This is a genomic window from Methylobacterium terrae, assembly GCF_003173755.1.
GTDB lineage: Bacteria > Pseudomonadota > Alphaproteobacteria > Rhizobiales > Beijerinckiaceae > Methylobacterium > Methylobacterium terrae.
On the sequence record NZ_CP029553.1, the window covers coordinates 3,548,515 to 3,567,666 of the forward strand.

Below are 19,152 nucleotides of genomic sequence, written 5' to 3' on the forward strand. Positions count from 1 at the left end.
CTCACCCCGCCCGCCGGGCGATCCAGGCGCCCCAGAACAGGCTGGAGAAGAACCGCAGCGGGGCTTCGAAGCCGCCGTCGCGGAGCAGATCGGCCACCGCCTGCTCCGAATGCGGCGGGTCCGCCCCCTGCAGGATCTTCGCCCGCTTGGCCTCGACCTCGTCCGGTCCGGCACCCTGCTGGCGCCAGCGCTCGCCCCAGGCGGCGAGGAGCAGCGGCTGGCTCGCATAGGCCTGGTGGTTGCCGGCGAGGATCAGCGGCGCGCCCGGGCGCAGGCGCCGGGCGATGTCCCGCAGGATCGCCCGCTTGGCCTCGTCGCCCGGCAGGTGGTGGAGGACGCCGATCAGGGTCGCGGCGTCGAAGTCGTCCGCCTCCGGCAGGTCGGCGACGGTGCCGGGCACCACCTCCGTCCGCGCGTCGAGCCCGCTCTCCTCCAGACGGGCGCGGGCGAGCGCCAGCATCGGCGCGGAGGGATCGACGGCGGTGAAGCGCCAGTTGGGCTCGAGCGCCGCGGCGGTCACGACCTCCCTGGCGCCCCCGCCCGCCCCGGCCACCAGGACGCGCGCCTCCCGGCCCGGACCGAGGGCGGCGGCCAGCATGCAGGCGGCGAGCTCGTGGCAGGCCTCGTAGCCGGCGAGCGCGATGCGGCTCTGCCGTTCGTATTCCCCGGCGCGGGAGGCGTCGAACTTCTGGGCGGATTCGGGCGCGGCGGTCACGGCGTTCGGCTCCGGTCGTGGAGAGCGGGCCCGCGAGTTGGACCCGACCGGCGCCGCCGCGCAAGGGAGCGGCGCCGTCAGGCCTCCGGATGCCGCTCGCGCCAGCGCGGGCCGGGGCCGCGCATGTAGTGCAGCTCGGGGCGGTAGGGATCCATGAACTCCGCGACGAGGTCCCGCCAACGCTGGGTGAGGCGTCCGACGAAAGCCATCAGCATGGAACCGTCCTCCTGCGCGCGATCGATCCGCAATCGAGCCTGGCAGGGATCGTGCCGAGGGTTCGTTGCGAAACTCTTGCGTTGCGAAACTCTTGCCGGGCAGGCTGGTCCGGAGCTTTGGCGAGAGTGCGACCACGCCGTGGAGGTGTTAGGGCAGGATCCCGGCGAACGTCAGCCCGCCCGCGGCGATCACCGCCAGCACCACGCCCCAGAGGTCGAGGGGCATCGCGGCCCACCAGGCGGTGCTCTCGGCCCGCGGCAGCGACGCGTCCGGTGCGCGTGCGAGGTCGTGCATGGGTGTCTCCCTCGAAGGGCTCGCATCCTCCGGGCGCCCGTCTGGTGCGGGCATCCCTGCCTCACCCTACAGCACGACGCCTCGACCCGCAGCAGGAAGGACGGAAAACGGTCAGACGGTGGCGCTCAAAGATGCGTCGTCGCTGCGGGGTTGCCTGCGAGGTAGGCACGGATGGCGGATGCCCACTGGAACCGTCCCGGCCGCAACGGCCCTTGCGCCGGACGCGCTTGTCGAGCCGCCCCCCTCCGTGCTCCGCTGCCGCGACGCTCTTCCAGGAATGCCCGGCCAGGACCGCCCGATGCCCTCACCCGATCTCGTCATGATGCGCGCCACCGACCTCGCGCGGGCGATCCGCGACCGGGCCGTCTCCGCCCGCGAGGTGATGCAGGCCCATCTCGACCAGATCGCCCGCCACAACCCGGCGGTGACCGCGATCGTCTCGCTGCGCGATCCCGACCTCCTCCTCGCCGAGGCCGACGCGGCCGACCGCGAGCTGAAGGAGCGCGGCCCGCGCGGGCCTCTCCACGGCCTGCCGCACGCGGTGAAGGACCTCTCGGCCACCGCCGGGATCCGCACCACGCAAGGCTCCCCGCTCTTCCGCGACACCGTGCCGGAGGTCGACGCGATCCACGTCGCGCGGCTGAGGAGCGCCGGCGCGATCCTGATCGGCAAGACCAACGTCCCGGAATTCGGCCTCGGCTCGCACAGCACCAACCCGGTCTTCGGCGTGACGCGCAACGCCTACGACCCTGCGAAATCCGGCGGCGGCTCGAGCGGCGGGGCCGGGGTGGCGCTGGCCCTGCGCATGGTGCCGCTCGCCGACGGCAGCGACCACGGCGGCTCGCTGCGCAACCCGGCCGCCTGGAACAACGTGCTGGGCCTGCGCCCCGCCGCCGGCCGGGTGCCGGGCAACACCGACGAGGTCTTCCTGCCCCAGCTCGGCGTGATCGGGCCGATGGCGCGCTGCACCGCGGATCTCGGCCTGCTGCTCTCGGTCCAGGCCGGCTACGACCCGCGCACGCCGAACGCCATCCGCCAGGACCCCGCCGCCTTCGCCGCGCCCCGCCCGCGGGACATCAAGGGCCTGCGCATCGGCTGGATCGGGGATTTCGGCGGCCATCTGCCGTTCGAGCCCGGCGTGCTCGACCTGTGCGAGGCCGGCCTCAAGACCTTCGCCGACCACGGCGCGACGGTCGAGCCGGTGCTGCCCGCCTTCGACCCGGAGGCGATCTGGCGCGCCTGGGTGAGCTTACGCCACGGGCTCACGGGCGCCACCCTCGCCGCCCCTTGGCGCGACCCGGGAAAGCGCGCTCAGATGAAGCCGGAGGCGGTCTGGGAGGTCGAGCAGGGCCAGAGGCTCTCGGCCTTCGACCTGCACGCCGCCAGCGTCACCCGCAGCGCCTGGTACGCTTGCGTGCGCGGGCTGTTCGAGCGCTTCGACGTGCTGGCGCTGCCCGCCGCCCAGGTCTTCCCGTTCGATGCCGGGGAGACCTGGCCCCGCCACATCGCCGGTCGTCCGATGGACAGCTATCACCGCTGGATGGAGGTGGTGGTGCCGGGCACGATGTCGGGCTGCCCGGTGATCAGCCTGCCGGTCGGCTTCAACCCGGCCGGCCTGCCGATGGGCCTCCAGCTCATCGCCCCGAACCAGGACGAGGCCGGCCTCCTCGGCCTCGCGGCGGCCTACGAGGCCGTGACGGGCTTCGACCGCACCCTGCCGCCGGCCCTGCGCGCGTGACCGGCGTCGCCCGGGCGGGATAGGCTGCCTGCTCCGCTTGCCGCTGGCAGAGCCTGCCGCCATACATGGCGAGCAACAAGGTCGGCCACGCCCCAAAGGGCCGACCCCCGGAGGAGACCCTGATGAAGCCCTTCCTGATGGCGGCTCTCGCCGCCGGCGTGTCCTTCGCGAGCCTCTCCCTGGCGGGCGCCGCCCTCGCGCAGGACCCGACCGCCGGCGACACCAAGGCCAAGGTCGACAACCTCGAGAAGCTCGGCAGCTTCAAGCAGACCGGCGTCGCCGAGCCGGCGCCGATCCCGCAGACCGGCCGGCGCGCCGACGCGATCAACCGCACGCTGCAGAAGATCAAGGTGCCGGACGGCTTCAAGATCGATCTCTACGCCGTGGTGCCGGATGCCCGCGCCATGGCGGTCGGCCCGAATGCCGGCGTGGTCTTCGTCGGCACCCGCAAGTCCAAGGTCTACACCGTCACCGACCGCGACAAGGACCGCGTCGCCGACGAGGTGAAGGTCTACGCGCCCGGCGTCGACTTCAAGATCCCCAACGCCGTCTGCTTCTCCCGCGACGGCGTGCTCACCATCGTCGAGCAGAACCGCGTGCTGGCCTTCCCGGCGGCCGAGTTCTTCTACGAGGGCACGGACGGCCCGGCGGTCGTCGTGGTCAAGCAGGGCGAGCTGATCCCGCCGGCCGAGGAGAGCTACAACCACACCGCCCGGATCTGCCGCATCGGGCCGGACGGCAAGCTCTACGTCTCGCTCGGCCAGCCCTACAACGTGCCGCCGAAGGACAAGGCCGACCTCTACGCCAAGACCGGCATCGGCGGCATCATCCGCATGGACGCCGACGGCAAGAACCGGGAGGTCTACGCCACCGGCATCCGCAACTCGGTCGGCATGGACTTCGCCCCCGACAAGACCCTCTGGTTCACCGACAACCAGGTCGACGGCATGGGCGACGACCAGCCGCCGGGCGAGCTGAACCAGATCACGAAGCCGGGTCAGAACTTCGGCTTCCCGTGGTACGGCGGCGGCGGCGTCCGCACCGTCGAGTACAAGGACGACAAGGTCCCGGCCGACGTCGTCGCCCCGAAGGCGGAACTGCCGCCCCACGCCGCCGATCTCGGCATGATCGTCTACAAGGGCAAGTCGTTCCCCGAGAAGTACCGCGGCGGCATCTTCACCGCCGAGCACGGCTCCTGGAACCGCACCACGCCGATCGGCGCCCGGGTGATGTTCGTGCCGGTCAACAAGGACGGCACCGCCGGCAAGCCCGAGCCCTTCGCCGAGGGCTGGCTGACCGAGGGCGGCGAGTATCTCGGCCGCCCGGTCGACGTCGCGACCCTGCCCGACGGCTCGCTGCTCGTCTCCGACGACACGGCCGGCGCGATCTACCGCATCTCCTACGAGAAGTAGGCCTTTCGGAGGGGGCGGCCGGTGGCCGCCCCCTCCTCTCGCAAGGAGACGCCCATGACCCGCTCCCTCGCCCTCCTGCTGCTCCTCGCCGCGACCGCGCCCGCCGCCGCCGGGGACGCCAAGGCCGGCCGGGCCAAGGCGGTCGGCTGCCAGGCCTGCCACGGCCTCGACGGCCTCTCGAAGCTCCCCGACGCGCCGAACCTCGCCGGCCAGGTCGAGCCCTACCTCGTCAAGGCGCTGACCGAGTTCCGCAACGGGACGCGCAAGAACGAGGTCATGTCGGTGGCGGCTGCCGACCTGTCGGACGCCGATATCGCGAATCTGGCGGCGTATTACAGCGGGATCCAGATCGACGTGATCCCGCCCGGGTAGCGTTAGCTCAATTCTGCACTCTTGATTGTCGGAATTATATGATGAAGTTTAATCTTTTCGTTTCAAGATATATCAGTTTTGTTATCATTATATTAAATAAGCATATTTGCCATGTCCTATGATTGCAGCTTGCAGATATTTGCAAACATCATTTATAATTTTTATTATTGATGAATATTGCGACGCACATGACCAAATCCCTTGTGTAGGTTGATTCATTCTTAACATCTGCCTTATGTTGTCGATGCTCGGGTGCTCGCGGTAGGAAACCATGCCTTCAAACGGTACTAACAGCACGATCGGAGGTGGTGGATCTGGTTGGAAAATTACAGCGTTCATCAGCGCTCTGGCTGGTTTCGTGACTGCTATAGGGACACTAATCGTCGCTTATGTCGGCGCGCAGCAAAGATTCGCGGAGCTTCTGTTTCCCGAAAAACGGGTCTCTGGGTTATTTAAAGAATTACAGCTTCAAAATAAAAAGTTCGATCAAGTCAAATTTTTCCCAACACTGGATGACACGTGTCGAAATTTGCAAGTGCGATGGATCACTATAAGACAAAATGCATCAAGCGCCATTATGAATAAAGACATTACAAAACAATTTGATGAGGCAGAAAATGAGATGGAGCGAGCAGGGCGTTTTCGAATGCTTGCGCAGATATTCATAAACTCCTCCGATATTAATGAGGCGCGCAACTTGGCAGCACAAAAGGGATGTCTCGATCCAAACTAGCACAATCAAAGTAATGGTTATAATTATATATACACTTGATCGTCCATAAGCGCTGTCTATAAATTGATCTTGAAGGGCGTCGGCGTGTCGCCGTGTCGAATGCCGGGGAGGCCCATCAAGCCGGTTGCTGACGCAACCACACCGGTGACAGGCAACCCGCCCATCGATGCCGCGCCGCCACAAGCCTGGCCATAACTGCCCGGGGCCGGCGGCGGCCGGGTAGCCGGGCCGGGGTCGGATGCGCTAGTCTGGGCTCCCGCGCCCGGGAGGTCCGCAACCCGATGCCGATACCGTTGAGCCGCACCCGGCCCGCCGTGTCCGCACGGGCCACATCTCCCCGGACCGAATGGTCCGCCCGGACCGCCGTGTCCGCCCGGACCGCCGTGTCCGCCGGATGAGATTCGTCGCCCCCGGGCCCGGCGGTTCTCCGCAGCGGGTGCTGATCTACTCGCACGACACGTTCGGGCTCGGCCACCTGCGCCGGGCGCGGGCGATCGCGCACGCGCTGGTGGCGGAGGCGCCGGAGCGGCGGGTGGTGATCCTGTCCGGCTCGCCGGTGAGCCACGCCTTCCGCTTCGCCTCCGGGGTGACCTGCCGGCGCCTGCCGGGCGTCACCAAGCTCGCCAGCGGCGAGTACCGGAGCCTCGGCGCCGGCCACCACCTCGACGAGGTCGTGGCGACCCGCGCCGCCCTGATCCGCCACGTCGCCGAGCGCTTCGACCCCGACCTGTTCCTCGTCGACAAGGAGCCGGCCGGCTTCCACGGCGAGGTGCTGCCGGCGCTCCACCGGCTCAAGGCCCGCGGCTGCCGGCTGGTGCTGGGCCTGCGCGACGTCCTCGACGACCCGGACCTGCTGGCGCCCGAATGGGAGCGCAAGGGCGCGCTCGCGGTGCTGCCGCTCTACGATTCGCTCTGGATCTACGGCCTGGAGCAGATCTACGCGCCCCTCGACGGGCTGGCGCTGCCGGCCGGCATCGCGGATCGCCTGACCTATACCGGCTACCTGCGCCGCGAGGCGCCCGAGGCCGCGGACGGGGACGAGGCGGCGGAGGAGCCGTTCCTCCTCGTCACCCCGGGCGGCGGCGGCGACGGGGTCGAACTCGTCGAGGCGGTGGTGCGGGCCTACGAGGCGCAACCCCTGGAGCACCGGGCGCTGGTGGTGTTCGGGCCGTTCTTCCCGGCCGCCGAGCAGGCTGCGCTCGGCGCCCGCATCGCCGCGCATCCGCGCCTCGCCTCCCTCGACTTCGACGCGCGGCTCGAGCGGCTGATGCGCCGGGCCGCCGGCGTGGTGGCGATGGGGGGCTACAACACCTTCTGCGAGATCCTGTCCTTCGACCGCCCGGCCCTGATCCTGCCGCGGGTGCGGCCCCGGCGCGAGCAGCTGATCCGTGCCCGCGCCGCCGCCCGGCTCGGCCTCGTCGGGGTGATCGAGCCGGGCGCCGACGACGAGACCACCCGCATGGCCGAGGCGCTGGCCGCCCTGCCCCACCGGCCGCCCCCCTCGGCCCGGCCGATCCCCGGCCTCCTCGACGGCCTGCCGGCGATCCGGCGGCTGGCCGCCGCGGACGCCGCCGCCTGCGTGGCCGCCGAGTAACCCGACGCTCCCATGCCCCCGCTCCGCATCGCCGTCCTCGTCAAGGGCTATCCGCGCCTGTCCGAGACCTTCATCGCGCAGGAACTCCTGGGGCTCGAGGCGCGCGGCCTCGACCTCGCGATCTGGTCGCTGCGGCAGCCGCATGACGGCGCCGTGCATCCGATGCACCGGCAGATCCGCGCGCCCGTCGCGTACCTGCCCGAGTACCTCCACCAGGCGCCCCTGCGGGTGCTGCGCGGGGCGCTCGCGGCGCTTCGCCGGCCGGGGCTGTGGTCGCTGCTCAGGCTCGTCCGCTGCGACCTCGCCCGGGACTTGTCGCCCAATCGCGGCCGGCGCCTCGGCCAGGCGCTGGTGCTCGCCCGCGAGCTGCCGGCCGACACGGATCACATCCACGTCCACTACCTGCACACGCCCGCCTCGGTGGCCCGCTACGCGGCCGTGCTCACCGGCCGGAGCTGGAGCGCCTCGGCCCACGCCAAGGACATCTGGACCACGCCGGACTGGGAGCTGGCCGAGAAGCTCGACGATCCGCGCCTCGCCTTCGCGGTGACCTGCACGGCCGCCGGCGCGGCGCGGCTGCGCGAGGTCTCGGAGCATCCGGGCCGCGTCTCTCTCGTCTATCATGGCCTCGACCTGTCGCGGTTCCCGGCCGCCCCGGAATCGCGCCCGCCCCGGGACGGGTCGGACCCGGCCGATCCCCTGCGCATCGTCACGGTCGGCCGGGCGGTGGCGAAGAAGGGCTTCGACGACCTCCTCGACGCGCTCGCGGCGCTGCCGCCGGACCTGCACTGGCGCCTCGCCCATGTCGGCGGCGGCGAGGCGCTGAGCGCTCTTCGCGCCAAGGCGGCCGCGCTCGGCCTGTCGCAGCGGGTGATCTTCCTCGGCGCCAAGCCCCAGCCCGAGGTGGTGGCGCTCCTGCGCGAGGCCGACCTGTTCGTGCTGCCCTCGAAGCGCGCGCCGTCGGGCGACCGGGACGGGCTGCCGAACGTCATCATGGAGGCGGCCTCGCAGGGGCTCGCGGTCGTCGCCACCGACTTCGCCGGCATCCCGGAATTCCTGCGCGACGGCATCGAGGGCCGGCTGGTGCCGCCCGGCGACTGGGGGGCGCTCTCGAACGCCGTCAACCTGCTCGCCCGCGACCCCGCCGAGCGCGCCCGCCTGGGCCAGGCGGCGCTCGGGCGCCTGCGGGCGGAGTTCGGCGCCGAGGCCGGGTTCGACACGGTCGCCCGCCTGCTGGCGGAGGCCGCCCGGCCGGAGCCGGCACCGCGATGAGCCGCATCGCCTTCTACGCTCCGCTGAAGAGCCCGGATCACCCGGTGCCCTCCGGCGAGCGCACGATGGCGCGGCTGCTCCTGCGGGCGCTGGATGCGGCGGGGTTCACGCCCGAGATCGCCAGCACCCTGCGCACCCGCGATCCGCAAGGGTCGCGTCATCCGGCCCTGCGGGCGGAATCCCTGGCCGAGGCCGACCGGCTGGTCGCCCGGTACCGGGCCGATCCGCCCGCCCTCTGGTTCACCTACCACGTCTACTACAAGGCGCCGGACTGGATCGGCCCGGCGGTCTCGGCCGCCCTCGGCATCCCCTACGTGGTGGCGGAGGGCTCGCGGGCGGGGAAGCGCGCCCACGGCCCGCACGCCCTCGGTCATGCCGGCGCCGAGGCGGCCTTGGACGCCGCCGACCTGATCCTGGTGATGAACCGCCGCGACCGGCCGGCGCTGGAGGCGGCGCGGCCGGGGCGCCAGGCGCTCGCCGACCTGCCGCCGTTCCTCGATCCTGGCGACTGGCCGGCGGCCGCGGCCGGGCGAAGGCCCGGTCCCCTGCGCCTCCTCGCCGTCGCGATGATGCGCGAGGGCGACAAGCTCGCCTCCTACCGGCTCCTCGCCGACGTCCTGGGCCGGCTCGGCGACCGGCCCTGGACCCTCGACGCCGCCGGCGACGGCCCGGCGGCCGCGGAGGTGGCGGCCCTGCTGGCGCCCTTCGGCCCCCGCGTGCGCCGGCACGGCACGGTTCCGCCCGCCGCGCTGTCGGCGCTCTACGCCGCCGCCGACCTCCTGGTCTGGCCTGCGGTGAACGAGGCCTGGGGCATGGCGCTCCTCGAGGCGCAGGCCCATGGCTGCCCGGTGGTCGCCGGCGGCTACGGCGGCGTGCCGGAGGTGGTGCGGGACGGCGTCACCGGCCGCGTGACCCTGCCCGGCGACGCCGCCGCGATGGCGGGCGCGATCCGCGACCTCGCCGAGGCGCCCGACCGGCTCGCCGCGATGCGCGAGGGGGCCCTCGCCTTCGCCCGCTCCGAGCGCGGCCTCGACGGCGCCGCCGCGGCCCTGCGCACGATGCTCGGACCCCTCCTCCGCGAGCGCCGGGCATGAGCCGGATCCTCATCGCCGTCACCCACCTCCTCGGGGCCGGGCACCTCACCCGGGCGGCGGCCCTCGCCCGCGCCTTCGCGGGGGCCGGCCACGCGGTCACGCTCGTCTCCGGCGGCATGCCGGCGGCGCTCCCCCGCCTCGGCGGCGTCCGCCTGGTGCAGCTGCCGCCGGTCCGCATCACCGGCACCGCCTTCACGGCGCTCCTCGACCCGGACGGCGCGCCCGTGACGGCCGGGCGCCTCGCCGCGCGCCGCGACGCCCTGGTGGCCGCCTTCGCCGAGGCGGCGCCCGAGGCGGTGATCACCGAGCTCTGGCCCTTCGGCCGCCGGGTGCTGGCGCCGGAATTCGAGGCGCTCACCGACGCGGTCCGCCTGGCCGCGCCCCGCCCGATCCTCCTCGCCTCGATCCGCGACATCCTGGCGACGCCGAGCCGCCCGGAGCGGATCGGCGCCACCCATGCCCGTCTCGCGGGTTACGACGCCGTGCTGGTCCACGGCGACCCCGCCTTCCTGCCCCTCGACGCCTCCTGGCCGGTCGACGAGGCGGTGGCGGCGCGCCTGCGCTACACCGGCTACGTCGACGAAGCCGAAGCGGCACCGGCCCCGGACGCCCCGTGCGCCGGCATCGTGGTCTCGGGCGGCTCCAGCGCCGCCGGGCTTCCCTTGCAGGAGGCGGCGGTCGCGGCGGCCGCGCTCACCCCCGGCCTCTCCTGGCGCATCCTCGTCGGCCGCGCCGTGCCGGAGCCCGCCTTCGCACGCCTCGCCGAGGCGTCGCCCGCGAACGCCATCGTCGAGCGCGCCCGGCCGGATTTCCGCGCGCTTCTCGCGGGTGCCGCCCTGTCGGTGAGCCAGGCCGGCTACAACACCGTGCTCGACCTGCTCCGGAGCGGCTGCCCGGCTCTGCTGGTGCCGTTCGAGGCCGGCCACGAGACCGAGCAGCGCCTGCGCGCCGACACCCTGGCGGCCCACGGCCTCGCCCGGGTGCTGCCGGAGCGCGCCCTGACGGCGGCGAGCCTGGCGGAGGCGGCGCTCGCCGCGCCACCACCGGGTGCCTCCCACGCCATCGCGTGCGACGGGGCGCGGCGGAGCGTGGCGATCGTGGAAGGCTTGCTGGCGGGGGCCGATCGCGGCCGACCGATTTCGACGTCCCCGGAAGAGGCGCGGATTTCCCCTCTCCCCGCGGGCGGGAAGGGGCTTTCGTCCCCCGTGTCGGGGACGAAGGGAGAGCGCGGCGCGACGGTGAGGGGGTGGTTCCGGAGGCGGCTCGTCCGGAGATACCCTCTCACCCTCGCTGCGGCTGCGCCTGCCCTCGCTCCACCCCCGGCAAGGGGGGGTGGGATCCTGCCGATTCCCGGGCCCTCTCCCCGCCCGCCGGGAGAGGAGAGATCGGCAAGCCGTGGATCGCGCGCCGACGGCCCCCCCGCGCTCCATCCGTCCCTCGATCTCGCCCCCCTCCTCGACGCCCTCGCCCGCGCCGCCGACGCGGGCCGCACGGTCGAATTCTGGTGGCGTGACGACGATGCCGTCGCCCACACGCCCGCCCTCGACCGCCTGCTCGTCCTTTCGAAGCGCTCCGGCTGGCCGGTCGCCCTCGCCGCCGTGCCGGCCCGGGCCGGGCCGTCGCTGGCGGCGCGCCTCGCCGACGAGGGCGGGATCGACCTGCTGGTCCACGGCCTCGCCCATGCCAACCATGCTCCGCCGGAATCCAAGAAGGCCGAGTTCGGCCCGCACCGCGCCCTCGACGCGCTGCGGGCCGACGCGGCGGACGCCCTGGCGCTCGCCCTTGCCCGCTTCGGGCCCCGCCTGCTGCGGGTGCTGGTGCCGCCCTGGAACCGGATCGCCCCCGACCTGCCCGAGGCTCTCCCGGGCCTGGGCTATCGCGGCCTCTCGGCCGCCGCGCCCGTCGCGGCCGTGCCCGGCCTGATCCAGGCCCACGCCGCGGTCGATCCGATCGCCTGGCGCGCCGGGGCCAGGCTCGCCGATCCGGCCTGGATCGTCGACAGGTCGGCCCGGGCGGTCGCGGCGGGCGGGGCGGTCGGGCTCCTCACCCATCACCTCGTCCAGGACGAGGCGACCTGGAGCTTCTGCGCCCGCCTCCTCGACGGTCTCGGCGATCACGCGGCGAAAGGCCGGTCGTCGAGAATATCGCGCGCCGCCGCTTTGTTTGCGCCCACGGCGTCGCCCGTGTCACAACCGAGCCCTATCTTCCGCGGTGATCCGGGGACGCCCCCGCCCGGAGAGGACAGCACGGCATCAGGATGACGGCACCGCTCCTGTCGATCCGCGACCTGAGGGTCGATTTCTCGACCGATGCCGGCTCGTTCCGGGCGGTCGACGGCCTGTCCCTCGACGTGCCGGCGGGCCGCACGGTGGCCCTCGTCGGCGAGTCCGGCTCGGGCAAGTCGGTCACCGCGCAAGCCGTCCTGCAGATCCTGCCCAAGGTCGCGCGGATCACCGGCGGCCATATCCGCCTCGCCGATCCCGCCGGTCCCGCCGGCGGCACCGACATCGCGGCGCTGAAACCCGATTCCGCCCGGATGCAGTCCCTGCGCGGCGGGCGGATCGCGATGATCTTCCAGGAGCCGATGACCTCGCTGTCGCCGCTCCACACGGTCGGCGACCAGGTCACCGAGGCGTTGCGCCTGCACGCCGACGTCTCGGCCGACGCCGCGAAGGCCCGGGCGATCGAGGTGTTCGACCGCGTCGGCTTCCCCGACCCGAAGCGGGCGCTCGTCACCTATCCGTTCGAACTGTCGGGGGGCCTGCGCCAGCGCGCGATGATCGCCATGGCGCTGATCACCAAGCCCGCCCTCCTCATCGCCGACGAGCCGACGACCGCGCTCGATGTGACGACGCAGGCCCAGATCCTGGAGCTGATGCGCGAATTGCAGGCCGAGACCGGCATGGCGATGCTGCTCATCACCCACGACCTCGGCGTCGTCGCCAACATGGCCGACGACGTGGTGGTGATGTATCGCGGCCGGGTGATGGAGGCGGGCTCGCGCGAGGACATCTTCCGCCGGCCCGGCCACCCCTACCTCAAGGCGCTGATGCGGGCCGTGCCGCGCTTCCACATGGAGCCCGGCGAGCGCCTGACCCCGATCCGCGAGGTCAGGAGCGCGGTGCTCGCCCGCAAGGCCGGCGAGCCGCACAGGCCCGACCCGGCCGGGCCGCTGCTCGCCATCGAGGGGGTGCGCAAGTCCTTCACCCTGCGTTCGGGCTGGTTCAAGGGGAAGACCCGGACCATCAACGCCGTCAACGGCGTGTCCTTGAGCCTGCATCCGGGCCGGACGCTCGGCCTCGTCGGCGAGTCGGGCTGCGGCAAGACCACCCTGTCGAAGGTGGTGATGCGCGCCCTGCGCCCCGACGCCGGCACCGTGACCTTCGACGACGGCTCAGGACGAGGGCCCCGCGACGTCTTCGCCCTCAAGGACCGGGAGCTGAAGGATTTCCGCCGCGCGGTGCAGTTCGTGTTCCAGGACCCGTTCTCGTCGCTCAACCCGCGGATGACGGTCTACGAGCTCCTGACCGAGCCCCTGCGCATCCACGGCGTCGGCACGTCCGACGAGCGCTACGAGCGGGCGAAGGAGCTGCTCGACATGGTCGGGCTCGACGCCTCGTCCCTGCGCCGCTACCCCCACGCCTTCTCGGGCGGCCAGCGCCAGCGCCTCGGCATCGCCCGGGCGCTCGCCCTCAAGCCGCGGGTGCTGCTCTGCGACGAGCCGGTCTCGGCCCTCGACGTCTCGGTCCAGGCCCAGGTGCTCAACCTCCTGAAGGACCTCCAGGCGAGCCTCGGGATCTCCTACCTGTTCGTGTCCCACAACCTCGCGGTGGTCGACTACATCGCCGACACGATCGCCGTCATGTGCCGGGGCTACATCGTCGAGGAGGCGCCGAAGGAGGCCCTGTTCCGCAATCCCGCCCATCCCTACACGCGGGCGCTGCTCGCCGCGGTGCCCGAGCCCGACCTCGACCACCCCCTCGACCTGAAGCTCCTGATGAGCGACCGCTTCTCCGACCCGGCGAGCTGGCCCGAACCGTTCCGCCTCGACCACGGCGCGGCCGGCGCGATGACCGAGATCGAGCCCGGCCATTGCGTCCGGGTCTCGCGCCCGGCGATCGGCCAGGCCGCCTGAACCCCCTATGAGTTGACGATGTCCCACGGCGCCGCCCTCCGTCCCCACCCCCTCCTCGAGCGGCTGCGCCGCCGTTTCCTCGGCCGCCTGTTCGACCGGCTCGGCTACGACCTCGTCCCGGCGGTGTCGGACTGGAACCACCGCCCGCTCTCCGCGCCCGAGACCGACGCGCTGATCGCGGCGGCGGCCGAGCGCCTCGACGGCGACTTGCGCCAGGCCGGCCTGCCCCTGCCCGGCGGGGCCGCACCCGCGGTCGCGACCTTCTGGGACCTGATCGCCTCGGCGCCGGTGGCGCAGAAGCGCGGCGGCAACGGCTTCAACGGCGCGCTCCAGCTCTACGTGCTGATGCGGGCGCTCAACCCCGAGGTGATCGTCGAATCGGGGGTGTTTCGCGGGCTCACCACCTGGGTGATGCGCCAGGCCTGCCCCGACGCCGAGATCTTCTGCTTCGATCCCGACCTCTCCGGCCTGCGCTACCGCGATGCCCGCGCGCGCTACCACGCCGGCGACTGGTCGGCGGCGCGCCTGCCGCACCTCGATCCGGACCGCGCCGTCGGCTTCTTCGACGACCACATCAGCCAGGCCCGCCGGGTGCTGGAGGCGCGCGAGCGCGGCCTGACGCGTCTGATCTTCGACGACGACGCGGCGGCCCACCGCCTGCACGCCCACGGGGGGCCGGCCTTCCCGACGATCGCGATGCTGACGGCGCCCCGCTCCGGCGAGCCGGTGCGCTGGCGCCGCAACGGCCGCGAATTCGTCTACCGCCCCGACGACCCGGAGGCGACGGCCGCCCGCAGCGCCATCGCCGCCACCCAAGCCTTCGACGATCTGCACGCCGCGACCGGCTACTCGCCCACCCGCATCACCTGGGTGCGCCTGCACGGGAGGGACGGGACATGACGCCTCGGTTCCGACGTCTTTTCACGAGCGCCGCCTCCGAACCCTCCTCCCTCTGCGGGGGCGGGTGCCCGGCTGCGAGTGCGAAGCACGCGTGCGCCGTGCACCCTTCCCCGCAGAGGGGGGAGGGTTGGTGGCACGTCGCTGTTCTGTCAGTTCTGCTGCCGCTGCTCGGCTTCCCCGCCCTCGCGGCCGACTCCGCCTCCGACCGCCTCCCCAAGCAACCCCTGGTCGTCGATTCCACCGGACAAGGCCGCCAGCTCGGCAAGCCCGGCGGCGACATCGTCACGCTGGTCTCGAAGGCCCGCGACATCCGCTACATCTCGACCTACAGCTACACCCGCCTCGTCGGTTACGACGAGACGCTGGCGTTCAAGGCCGATATCCTCGAAAAATTCGAGAACGACGGCGACAGGGTCTACACCTTCACCTTGCGCGAGGGCCATCGCTGGTCCGACGGCCAGCCCTTCACGGCGGAGGACATCCGCTACTGGTGGGAGGACGTCGCCCTCAACAAGGAGCTGAGCCCCTCCGGCCCGCCGGAATTCATGATGGTCGACGGGCAGCCGCCCCGCTTCGAGGTGATTGATCCGCTCCACGTCCGGTTCACCTGGGACAAGCCGAACCCGCGCTTCCTGCCCGAACTCGCCTCGCCGCGCGATCCCTTCGTCTACCGGCCGGCCCACTACCTGAAGAAGTTCAACCCGCGCTACACGCCGAAGGCCGAGATCGAGCCGCTGGTGAAGCAGGCCAAGGTCAAGGGCTGGGCGGCCCTCCACAACCGGCTCGACGCGATGTTCGAGCAGACCAACCCGGACCTGCCGACGCTCCAGCCCTGGCGCGTCACCAATACCGCGCCGGCGGCCCGCTTCGTCTTCGTGCGCAACCCCTACTACCACCGGGTCGACGCCAACGGGCAGCAACTGCCCTACATCGACAAGGTTCTGATGGACGTGGCGGCGGGCGGGCTCCTCGCCGCCAAGGCCAATGCGGGCGAGGCCGACCTCCTCTTCCGCGGCCTCAACATGGAGGACATCCCGATCCTGCGCGAGGGCGAGCGCGCCAAGGGCTACCGCACCCATCTCTGGCCCACGGCCCGCGGCTCGGAACTGGCACTCTATCCGAACCTGACCGTCACCGATCCGGTCTGGCGCGGGCTCAACCGCGACCTGCGCTACCGCCGCGCCCTGTCGCTCGCCATCGACCGGCGCACCCTCAACAACGCCCTGCTGTTCGGCCTCGGCACCGAGGGCAACGACACGGTCGTCGAGAAGAGCCCGCTCTACAAGCCGGAATATCGCACGCTCTACGCCGGTTACGACCCGGCGCAAGCCTCGCGCCTCCTCGACGAGGTTGGGCTGACCCGGCGCAACGGCGCCGGCATCCGCCTCCTGCCCGACGGGCGCGAGCTCGAGATCGTGGTCGAGACTGACGGCGAGAGCAGCATGCTCACCGACGGGCTGACCCTCATCTCGGAATTCTGGCGCGAGGTCGGGGTCAAGCTGTTCGTCAAGCCGCAGGACCGCACGGTCCTGCGCAACCGCGCCTATTCGGGCGCCGCCGTGATGGTGGCGGCGCAAGGGCTCGACCTCGCGATGCCGACCGCCGAGATGTCGCCCGACGAACTCGCCCCGGTCCACCAGGACACCTATGCCTGGCCGAAATGGGGCCAGTACGTCGAGACAAGGGGCAAGGAGGGCGAGCCCTGCGACATCCCCGCGGCGAAGGTGCTGATCGACCTCAACGCCCGCTGGATGGCCACCGCCGACAATGCCGAGCAGGCGAGGATCTGGGGCGAGATGCTGCAGAACCGCGCCGAGAACCAGTGGGTGATCGGCACGGTCTCGGGGGCGCTGCAGCCGGTCGTCGCCAAGACCCGGCTCCTCAACGTGCCCGACAAAGAGACCTACAGCTGGAAGCCGACGGCGCTCATCGGCATCTACCGCATGGACCAGTTCTACTGGGGGCCGAACCCCAAGGAGGCGTCGCGGTGATCCGCTACCTCGCCCGCCGCCTCCTCACCATGGCGGTCACGCTGCTCATCATCTCCGCCCTCGTCTTCGTCATCATCAAGCTGCCGCCGGGCGACTTCCTCACCAACCAGATCGCCGAGCTGCGCTCGCAGGGCGAGGCGGCCTCCGTCGCCAAGGCGCAGTTCCTGATGCAGCAATACGGCCTCGACCGCCCGGTCTGGGAGCAGTACCTGCGGTGGATCGGGCTGTGGCCCAATCCCGAGGGCGCCTTCAACGGCCTGATCCAGGGCAACTGGGGCTGGTCGTTCGAGTACGACCGCCCGGTGCGCGAGGTGGTCGGCGACGCGCTGTGGCTGACGCTCGTCGTCAATCTCGCGGTGGTGATCTTCGTCCACCTGGTCTCGATCCCGATCGCGATCTACTCGGCGACGCGGCAATACTCGATCGGCGACTACGTCGCGACCTTCATCGGCTATATCGGCCTTGCCACCCCGTCCTTCCTGCTGGCGCTGGTGATGCTGTTCTACGCCAACCGCTGGTTCGGTGTGTCGATCGGCGGGTTGTTCGACAGCGCCTATGCGGGCCAGCCCTGGAGCTGGGACAAGGTGCGCTCGCTCATGGCCCACCTCGTCGTCCCGACCCTGGTGATCGGGCTCGGCGGCACCGCCGCGATGATCCGGCGGATGCGCGCCAACCTCCTCGACGAGCTGGGCAAGCAATACGTCGTCACCGCCCGGGCCAAGGGCCTGCCGCCGACCCGGGCGCTCTTGAAATACCCGTTCCGGATGTCGCTGAACCCGTTCATCGCCGATATCGGCAACCTCCTGCCCCACCTCATCTCGGGCTCGGTGCTGGTGTCGCTGGTGCTGAGCCTGCCGACCGTCGGGCCGATCCTGCTCGCCGCGCTCAAGAGCCAGGACCAGTTCCTGGCCGGCTTCATCCTGATGTTCGTGGCGATGCTCACCGTGATCGGCATGCTGATCTCCGACCTGCTGCTCGCCTGGCTCGATCCGCGCATCCGTCTCGGGGGAGGCGGCCGATGAGCCTCGAGTTGCGCGACCGGCCGCATCACTTCGTCGACGCCGCAGCCTTCGATCCCGGCCGCACCGAGCCGGTGGGGGCGGAGAGCAGCGCCGTCGACCGCGCCTCGTCCTGGCGCCTGACCTGGTGGAAGTTCCGCAAGCACCGGGTCGCGGTGGCGGCGGGGCTGATCCTGATCGCCTTCTACGCCCTGATCCCGTTCGTCGAGGTGATCGCGCCCTACAACCCGGCCAAGCGCCACGGCGACTACCTGTACGCCCCGCCGCAATCGATCCACCTGTTCCACGAGGGCCGCCTCGTCGGCCCCTACACCCATCCCTACCACTTCACCTTCAACATCGAGACCTTCCACCGCGACTACACGGTGGACCGCACCAAGGTGCAGCCCCTGCGCTTCTTCTGCCGCGACGAGGCCTACGCGTTCTGGGGCCTGATCGACACCGACTGGCACCTTGTCTGTCCGCCCAAGGACGGGACGATGTTCCTGCTCGGCACCGACCGGCTCGGGCGCGACCTCCTCTCGCGCATCATCTCGGGCGCGCGGATCTCGCTCACCGTCGGTCTCGTCGGCATCGCGGTGTCCTTCGCCCTCGGGCTGTTCTTCGGCGGGCTCGCCGGCTATCTCGGCGGCTGGGTCGACAACGTGATCCAGCGCGTGATCGAGATCCTGCGCTCGCTGCCCGAACTGCCGCTCTGGCTCGCGCTGTCGGCGGCGCTGCCGCCGAACTGGAGCCCGATCCTGGTCTTCTTCGGCATCACGCTGATCCTCGGGCTGCTCGACTGGCCGGGCCTCGCCCGCGCGGTGCGCTCGAAGCTCCTGGCGCTCCGCGAGGAGGATTACGTCCGCGCCGCCGAGCTGATGGGGGCCTCGAAGAGCCGGATCATCGCCCGCCACCTGATCCCGAACTTCATGAGCCACCTGATCGCCTCGGCGACCCTGTCGATCCCCTCGATGATCCTCGGCGAGACGGCCCTGTCGTTCTTAGGATTGGGCCTGCGCCCGCCGGTGACGAGCTGGGGCGTCTTGCTCAACGAGGCGCAGAACCTTGCGGCAGTGCAGCTCCACCCGTGGCTCCTGGCGCCGATCCTGCCGGTGGTGATCGTGGTGCTGGCCTTCAACTTCCTCGGCGACGGTCTGCGCGACGCGGCCGACCCGTACCACTAGGGCGGCCATGCGCGAGCGCCCCGCCTCCCGGCTCCTCGTCCTCGACGGCGAGGACCGGCTGCTCCTGTTCCGCTTCGTCTTCCGCGATGGCGCGCTCGCCGGCGAGGAGTACTGGGCGACGCCGGGCGGCGCCGTCGAGCCGGGCGAGAGCTACTCCGACGCCGCCATCCGGGAATTGCGCGAGGAGACCGGCCTGCCCTGCCCGGCCGCCGCGCCGGAGATCGGCGAGCGCGTGTTCACGATGCGGCTGGTCGACGGCGAGCAGGTGCGGGCGCGGGAGCGGTTCTTCGCCGTGCGGGCCGGGGCCGGTCCCCTCTCCCGCGACGGGTGGACGCCGCACGAGGCGGAGGTCCTGGCCGAGCATCGCTGGTGGACGCGGGCGGAGCTCGCGGCGCCGCCGATGCAGATCTACCCGGAGGATGTCGTGGCGCTCTACGATGCGGCCCTCGCCGCCCTCGAGGGTCCCGCGGGGAGCCGCGGGACCGGGTGACGTCTGCCGCT

Annotated in this window: 17 protein-coding genes; 14 read left to right on the top strand and 3 right to left on the bottom strand. The window is 71.6% G+C overall.

Annotation, left to right across the window (positions count from 1 at the left end):
* Position 1 precedes the first annotated feature (1 nt).
* From DK419_RS16285 to DK419_RS28715, 3 genes are all read right to left on the bottom strand, one after another.
* Positions 2-715 (bottom strand): class I SAM-dependent methyltransferase, encoded by a 714-nt coding sequence (locus DK419_RS16285; RefSeq protein ID WP_109960005.1) that lies wholly within the window; start codon positions 713-715, stop codon positions 2-4.
* Positions 716-792: 77 nt separating this feature from the next.
* A complete protein-coding gene (locus DK419_RS29210; protein ID WP_208642205.1) occupies positions 793-930 on the bottom strand; it encodes a hypothetical protein in 138 nt (45 codons plus the stop codon).
* Between the two features lie 148 nt (positions 931-1,078).
* Positions 1,079-1,225 carry a hypothetical protein gene (locus tag DK419_RS28715; RefSeq protein ID WP_162561279.1) on the bottom strand — a complete coding sequence of 49 codons (147 nt, stop codon included), beginning with the start codon at positions 1,223-1,225 and terminating at the stop codon, positions 1,079-1,081.
* A gap of 298 nt (positions 1,226-1,523) precedes the next feature.
* Here DK419_RS28715 and DK419_RS16290 point away from each other — a divergent pair, with 298 nt between their 5' ends.
* From DK419_RS16290 to DK419_RS16350, 14 genes are all read left to right on the top strand, one after another.
* Positions 1,524-2,963, top strand: coding sequence for an amidase (locus tag DK419_RS16290; protein ID WP_109962343.1), 1,440 nt, complete (start codon positions 1,524-1,526; stop codon positions 2,961-2,963).
* A 122-nt stretch (positions 2,964-3,085) separates the two neighbouring features.
* Entirely contained in the window at positions 3,086-4,375 is a 1,290-nt protein-coding gene (locus DK419_RS16295; protein ID WP_109960006.1) for a PQQ-dependent sugar dehydrogenase, read from the top strand.
* A 54-nt stretch (positions 4,376-4,429) separates the two neighbouring features.
* Positions 4,430-4,747 carry a c-type cytochrome gene (locus DK419_RS16300; protein WP_109960007.1) on the top strand — a complete coding sequence of 106 codons (318 nt, stop codon included), beginning with the start codon at positions 4,430-4,432 and terminating at the stop codon, positions 4,745-4,747.
* A 271-nt stretch (positions 4,748-5,018) separates the two neighbouring features.
* A complete protein-coding gene (locus DK419_RS28720; RefSeq protein ID WP_162561281.1) occupies positions 5,019-5,480 on the top strand; it encodes a hypothetical protein in 462 nt (153 codons plus the stop codon).
* A 394-nt stretch (positions 5,481-5,874) separates the two neighbouring features.
* Complete coding sequence (locus DK419_RS16305; RefSeq protein WP_109960008.1) at positions 5,875-7,074, top strand: glycosyltransferase family protein; 1,200 nt, start codon at positions 5,875-5,877, stop codon at positions 7,072-7,074.
* A 12-nt stretch (positions 7,075-7,086) separates the two neighbouring features.
* A complete protein-coding gene (locus DK419_RS16310) occupies positions 7,087-8,346 on the top strand; it encodes a glycosyltransferase (protein WP_109960009.1) in 1,260 nt (419 codons plus the stop codon).
* Positions 8,343-9,440 (top strand): glycosyltransferase family 4 protein, encoded by a 1,098-nt coding sequence (locus tag DK419_RS16315; protein ID WP_109960010.1) that lies wholly within the window; start codon positions 8,343-8,345, stop codon positions 9,438-9,440. The genes DK419_RS16310 and DK419_RS16315 overlap by 4 nt, the downstream gene beginning before the upstream one ends.
* Positions 9,437-11,701, top strand: coding sequence for a glycosyltransferase (locus DK419_RS16320; RefSeq protein WP_109960011.1), 2,265 nt, complete (start codon positions 9,437-9,439; stop codon positions 11,699-11,701). The genes DK419_RS16315 and DK419_RS16320 overlap by 4 nt, the downstream gene beginning before the upstream one ends.
* A complete protein-coding gene (locus DK419_RS16325; RefSeq protein WP_109960012.1) occupies positions 11,698-13,575 on the top strand; it encodes an ABC transporter ATP-binding protein in 1,878 nt (625 codons plus the stop codon). The genes DK419_RS16320 and DK419_RS16325 overlap by 4 nt, the downstream gene beginning before the upstream one ends.
* An 18-nt stretch (positions 13,576-13,593) precedes the next feature.
* Positions 13,594-14,475 (top strand): hypothetical protein, encoded by an 882-nt coding sequence (locus DK419_RS16330; RefSeq protein WP_109960013.1) that lies wholly within the window; start codon positions 13,594-13,596, stop codon positions 14,473-14,475.
* A gap of 98 nt (positions 14,476-14,573) precedes the next feature.
* A complete protein-coding gene (locus DK419_RS16335) occupies positions 14,574-16,466 on the top strand; it encodes an ABC transporter substrate-binding protein (RefSeq protein ID WP_245442468.1) in 1,893 nt (630 codons plus the stop codon).
* Complete coding sequence (locus tag DK419_RS16340; protein ID WP_109960015.1) at positions 16,463-17,488, top strand: ABC transporter permease; 1,026 nt, start codon at positions 16,463-16,465, stop codon at positions 17,486-17,488. Before DK419_RS16335 ends, DK419_RS16340 begins: the two co-directional genes overlap by 4 nt.
* On the top strand, positions 17,485-18,651 hold the full coding sequence (locus DK419_RS16345) for an ABC transporter permease (RefSeq protein ID WP_109960016.1): 1,167 nt from the start codon (positions 17,485-17,487) through the stop codon (positions 18,649-18,651). Before DK419_RS16340 ends, DK419_RS16345 begins: the two co-directional genes overlap by 4 nt.
* A 7-nt stretch (positions 18,652-18,658) precedes the next feature.
* Positions 18,659-19,141 carry an NUDIX hydrolase gene (locus DK419_RS16350; protein WP_109960017.1) on the top strand — a complete coding sequence of 161 codons (483 nt, stop codon included), beginning with the start codon at positions 18,659-18,661 and terminating at the stop codon, positions 19,139-19,141.
* Positions 19,142-19,152 lie beyond the last annotated feature (11 nt).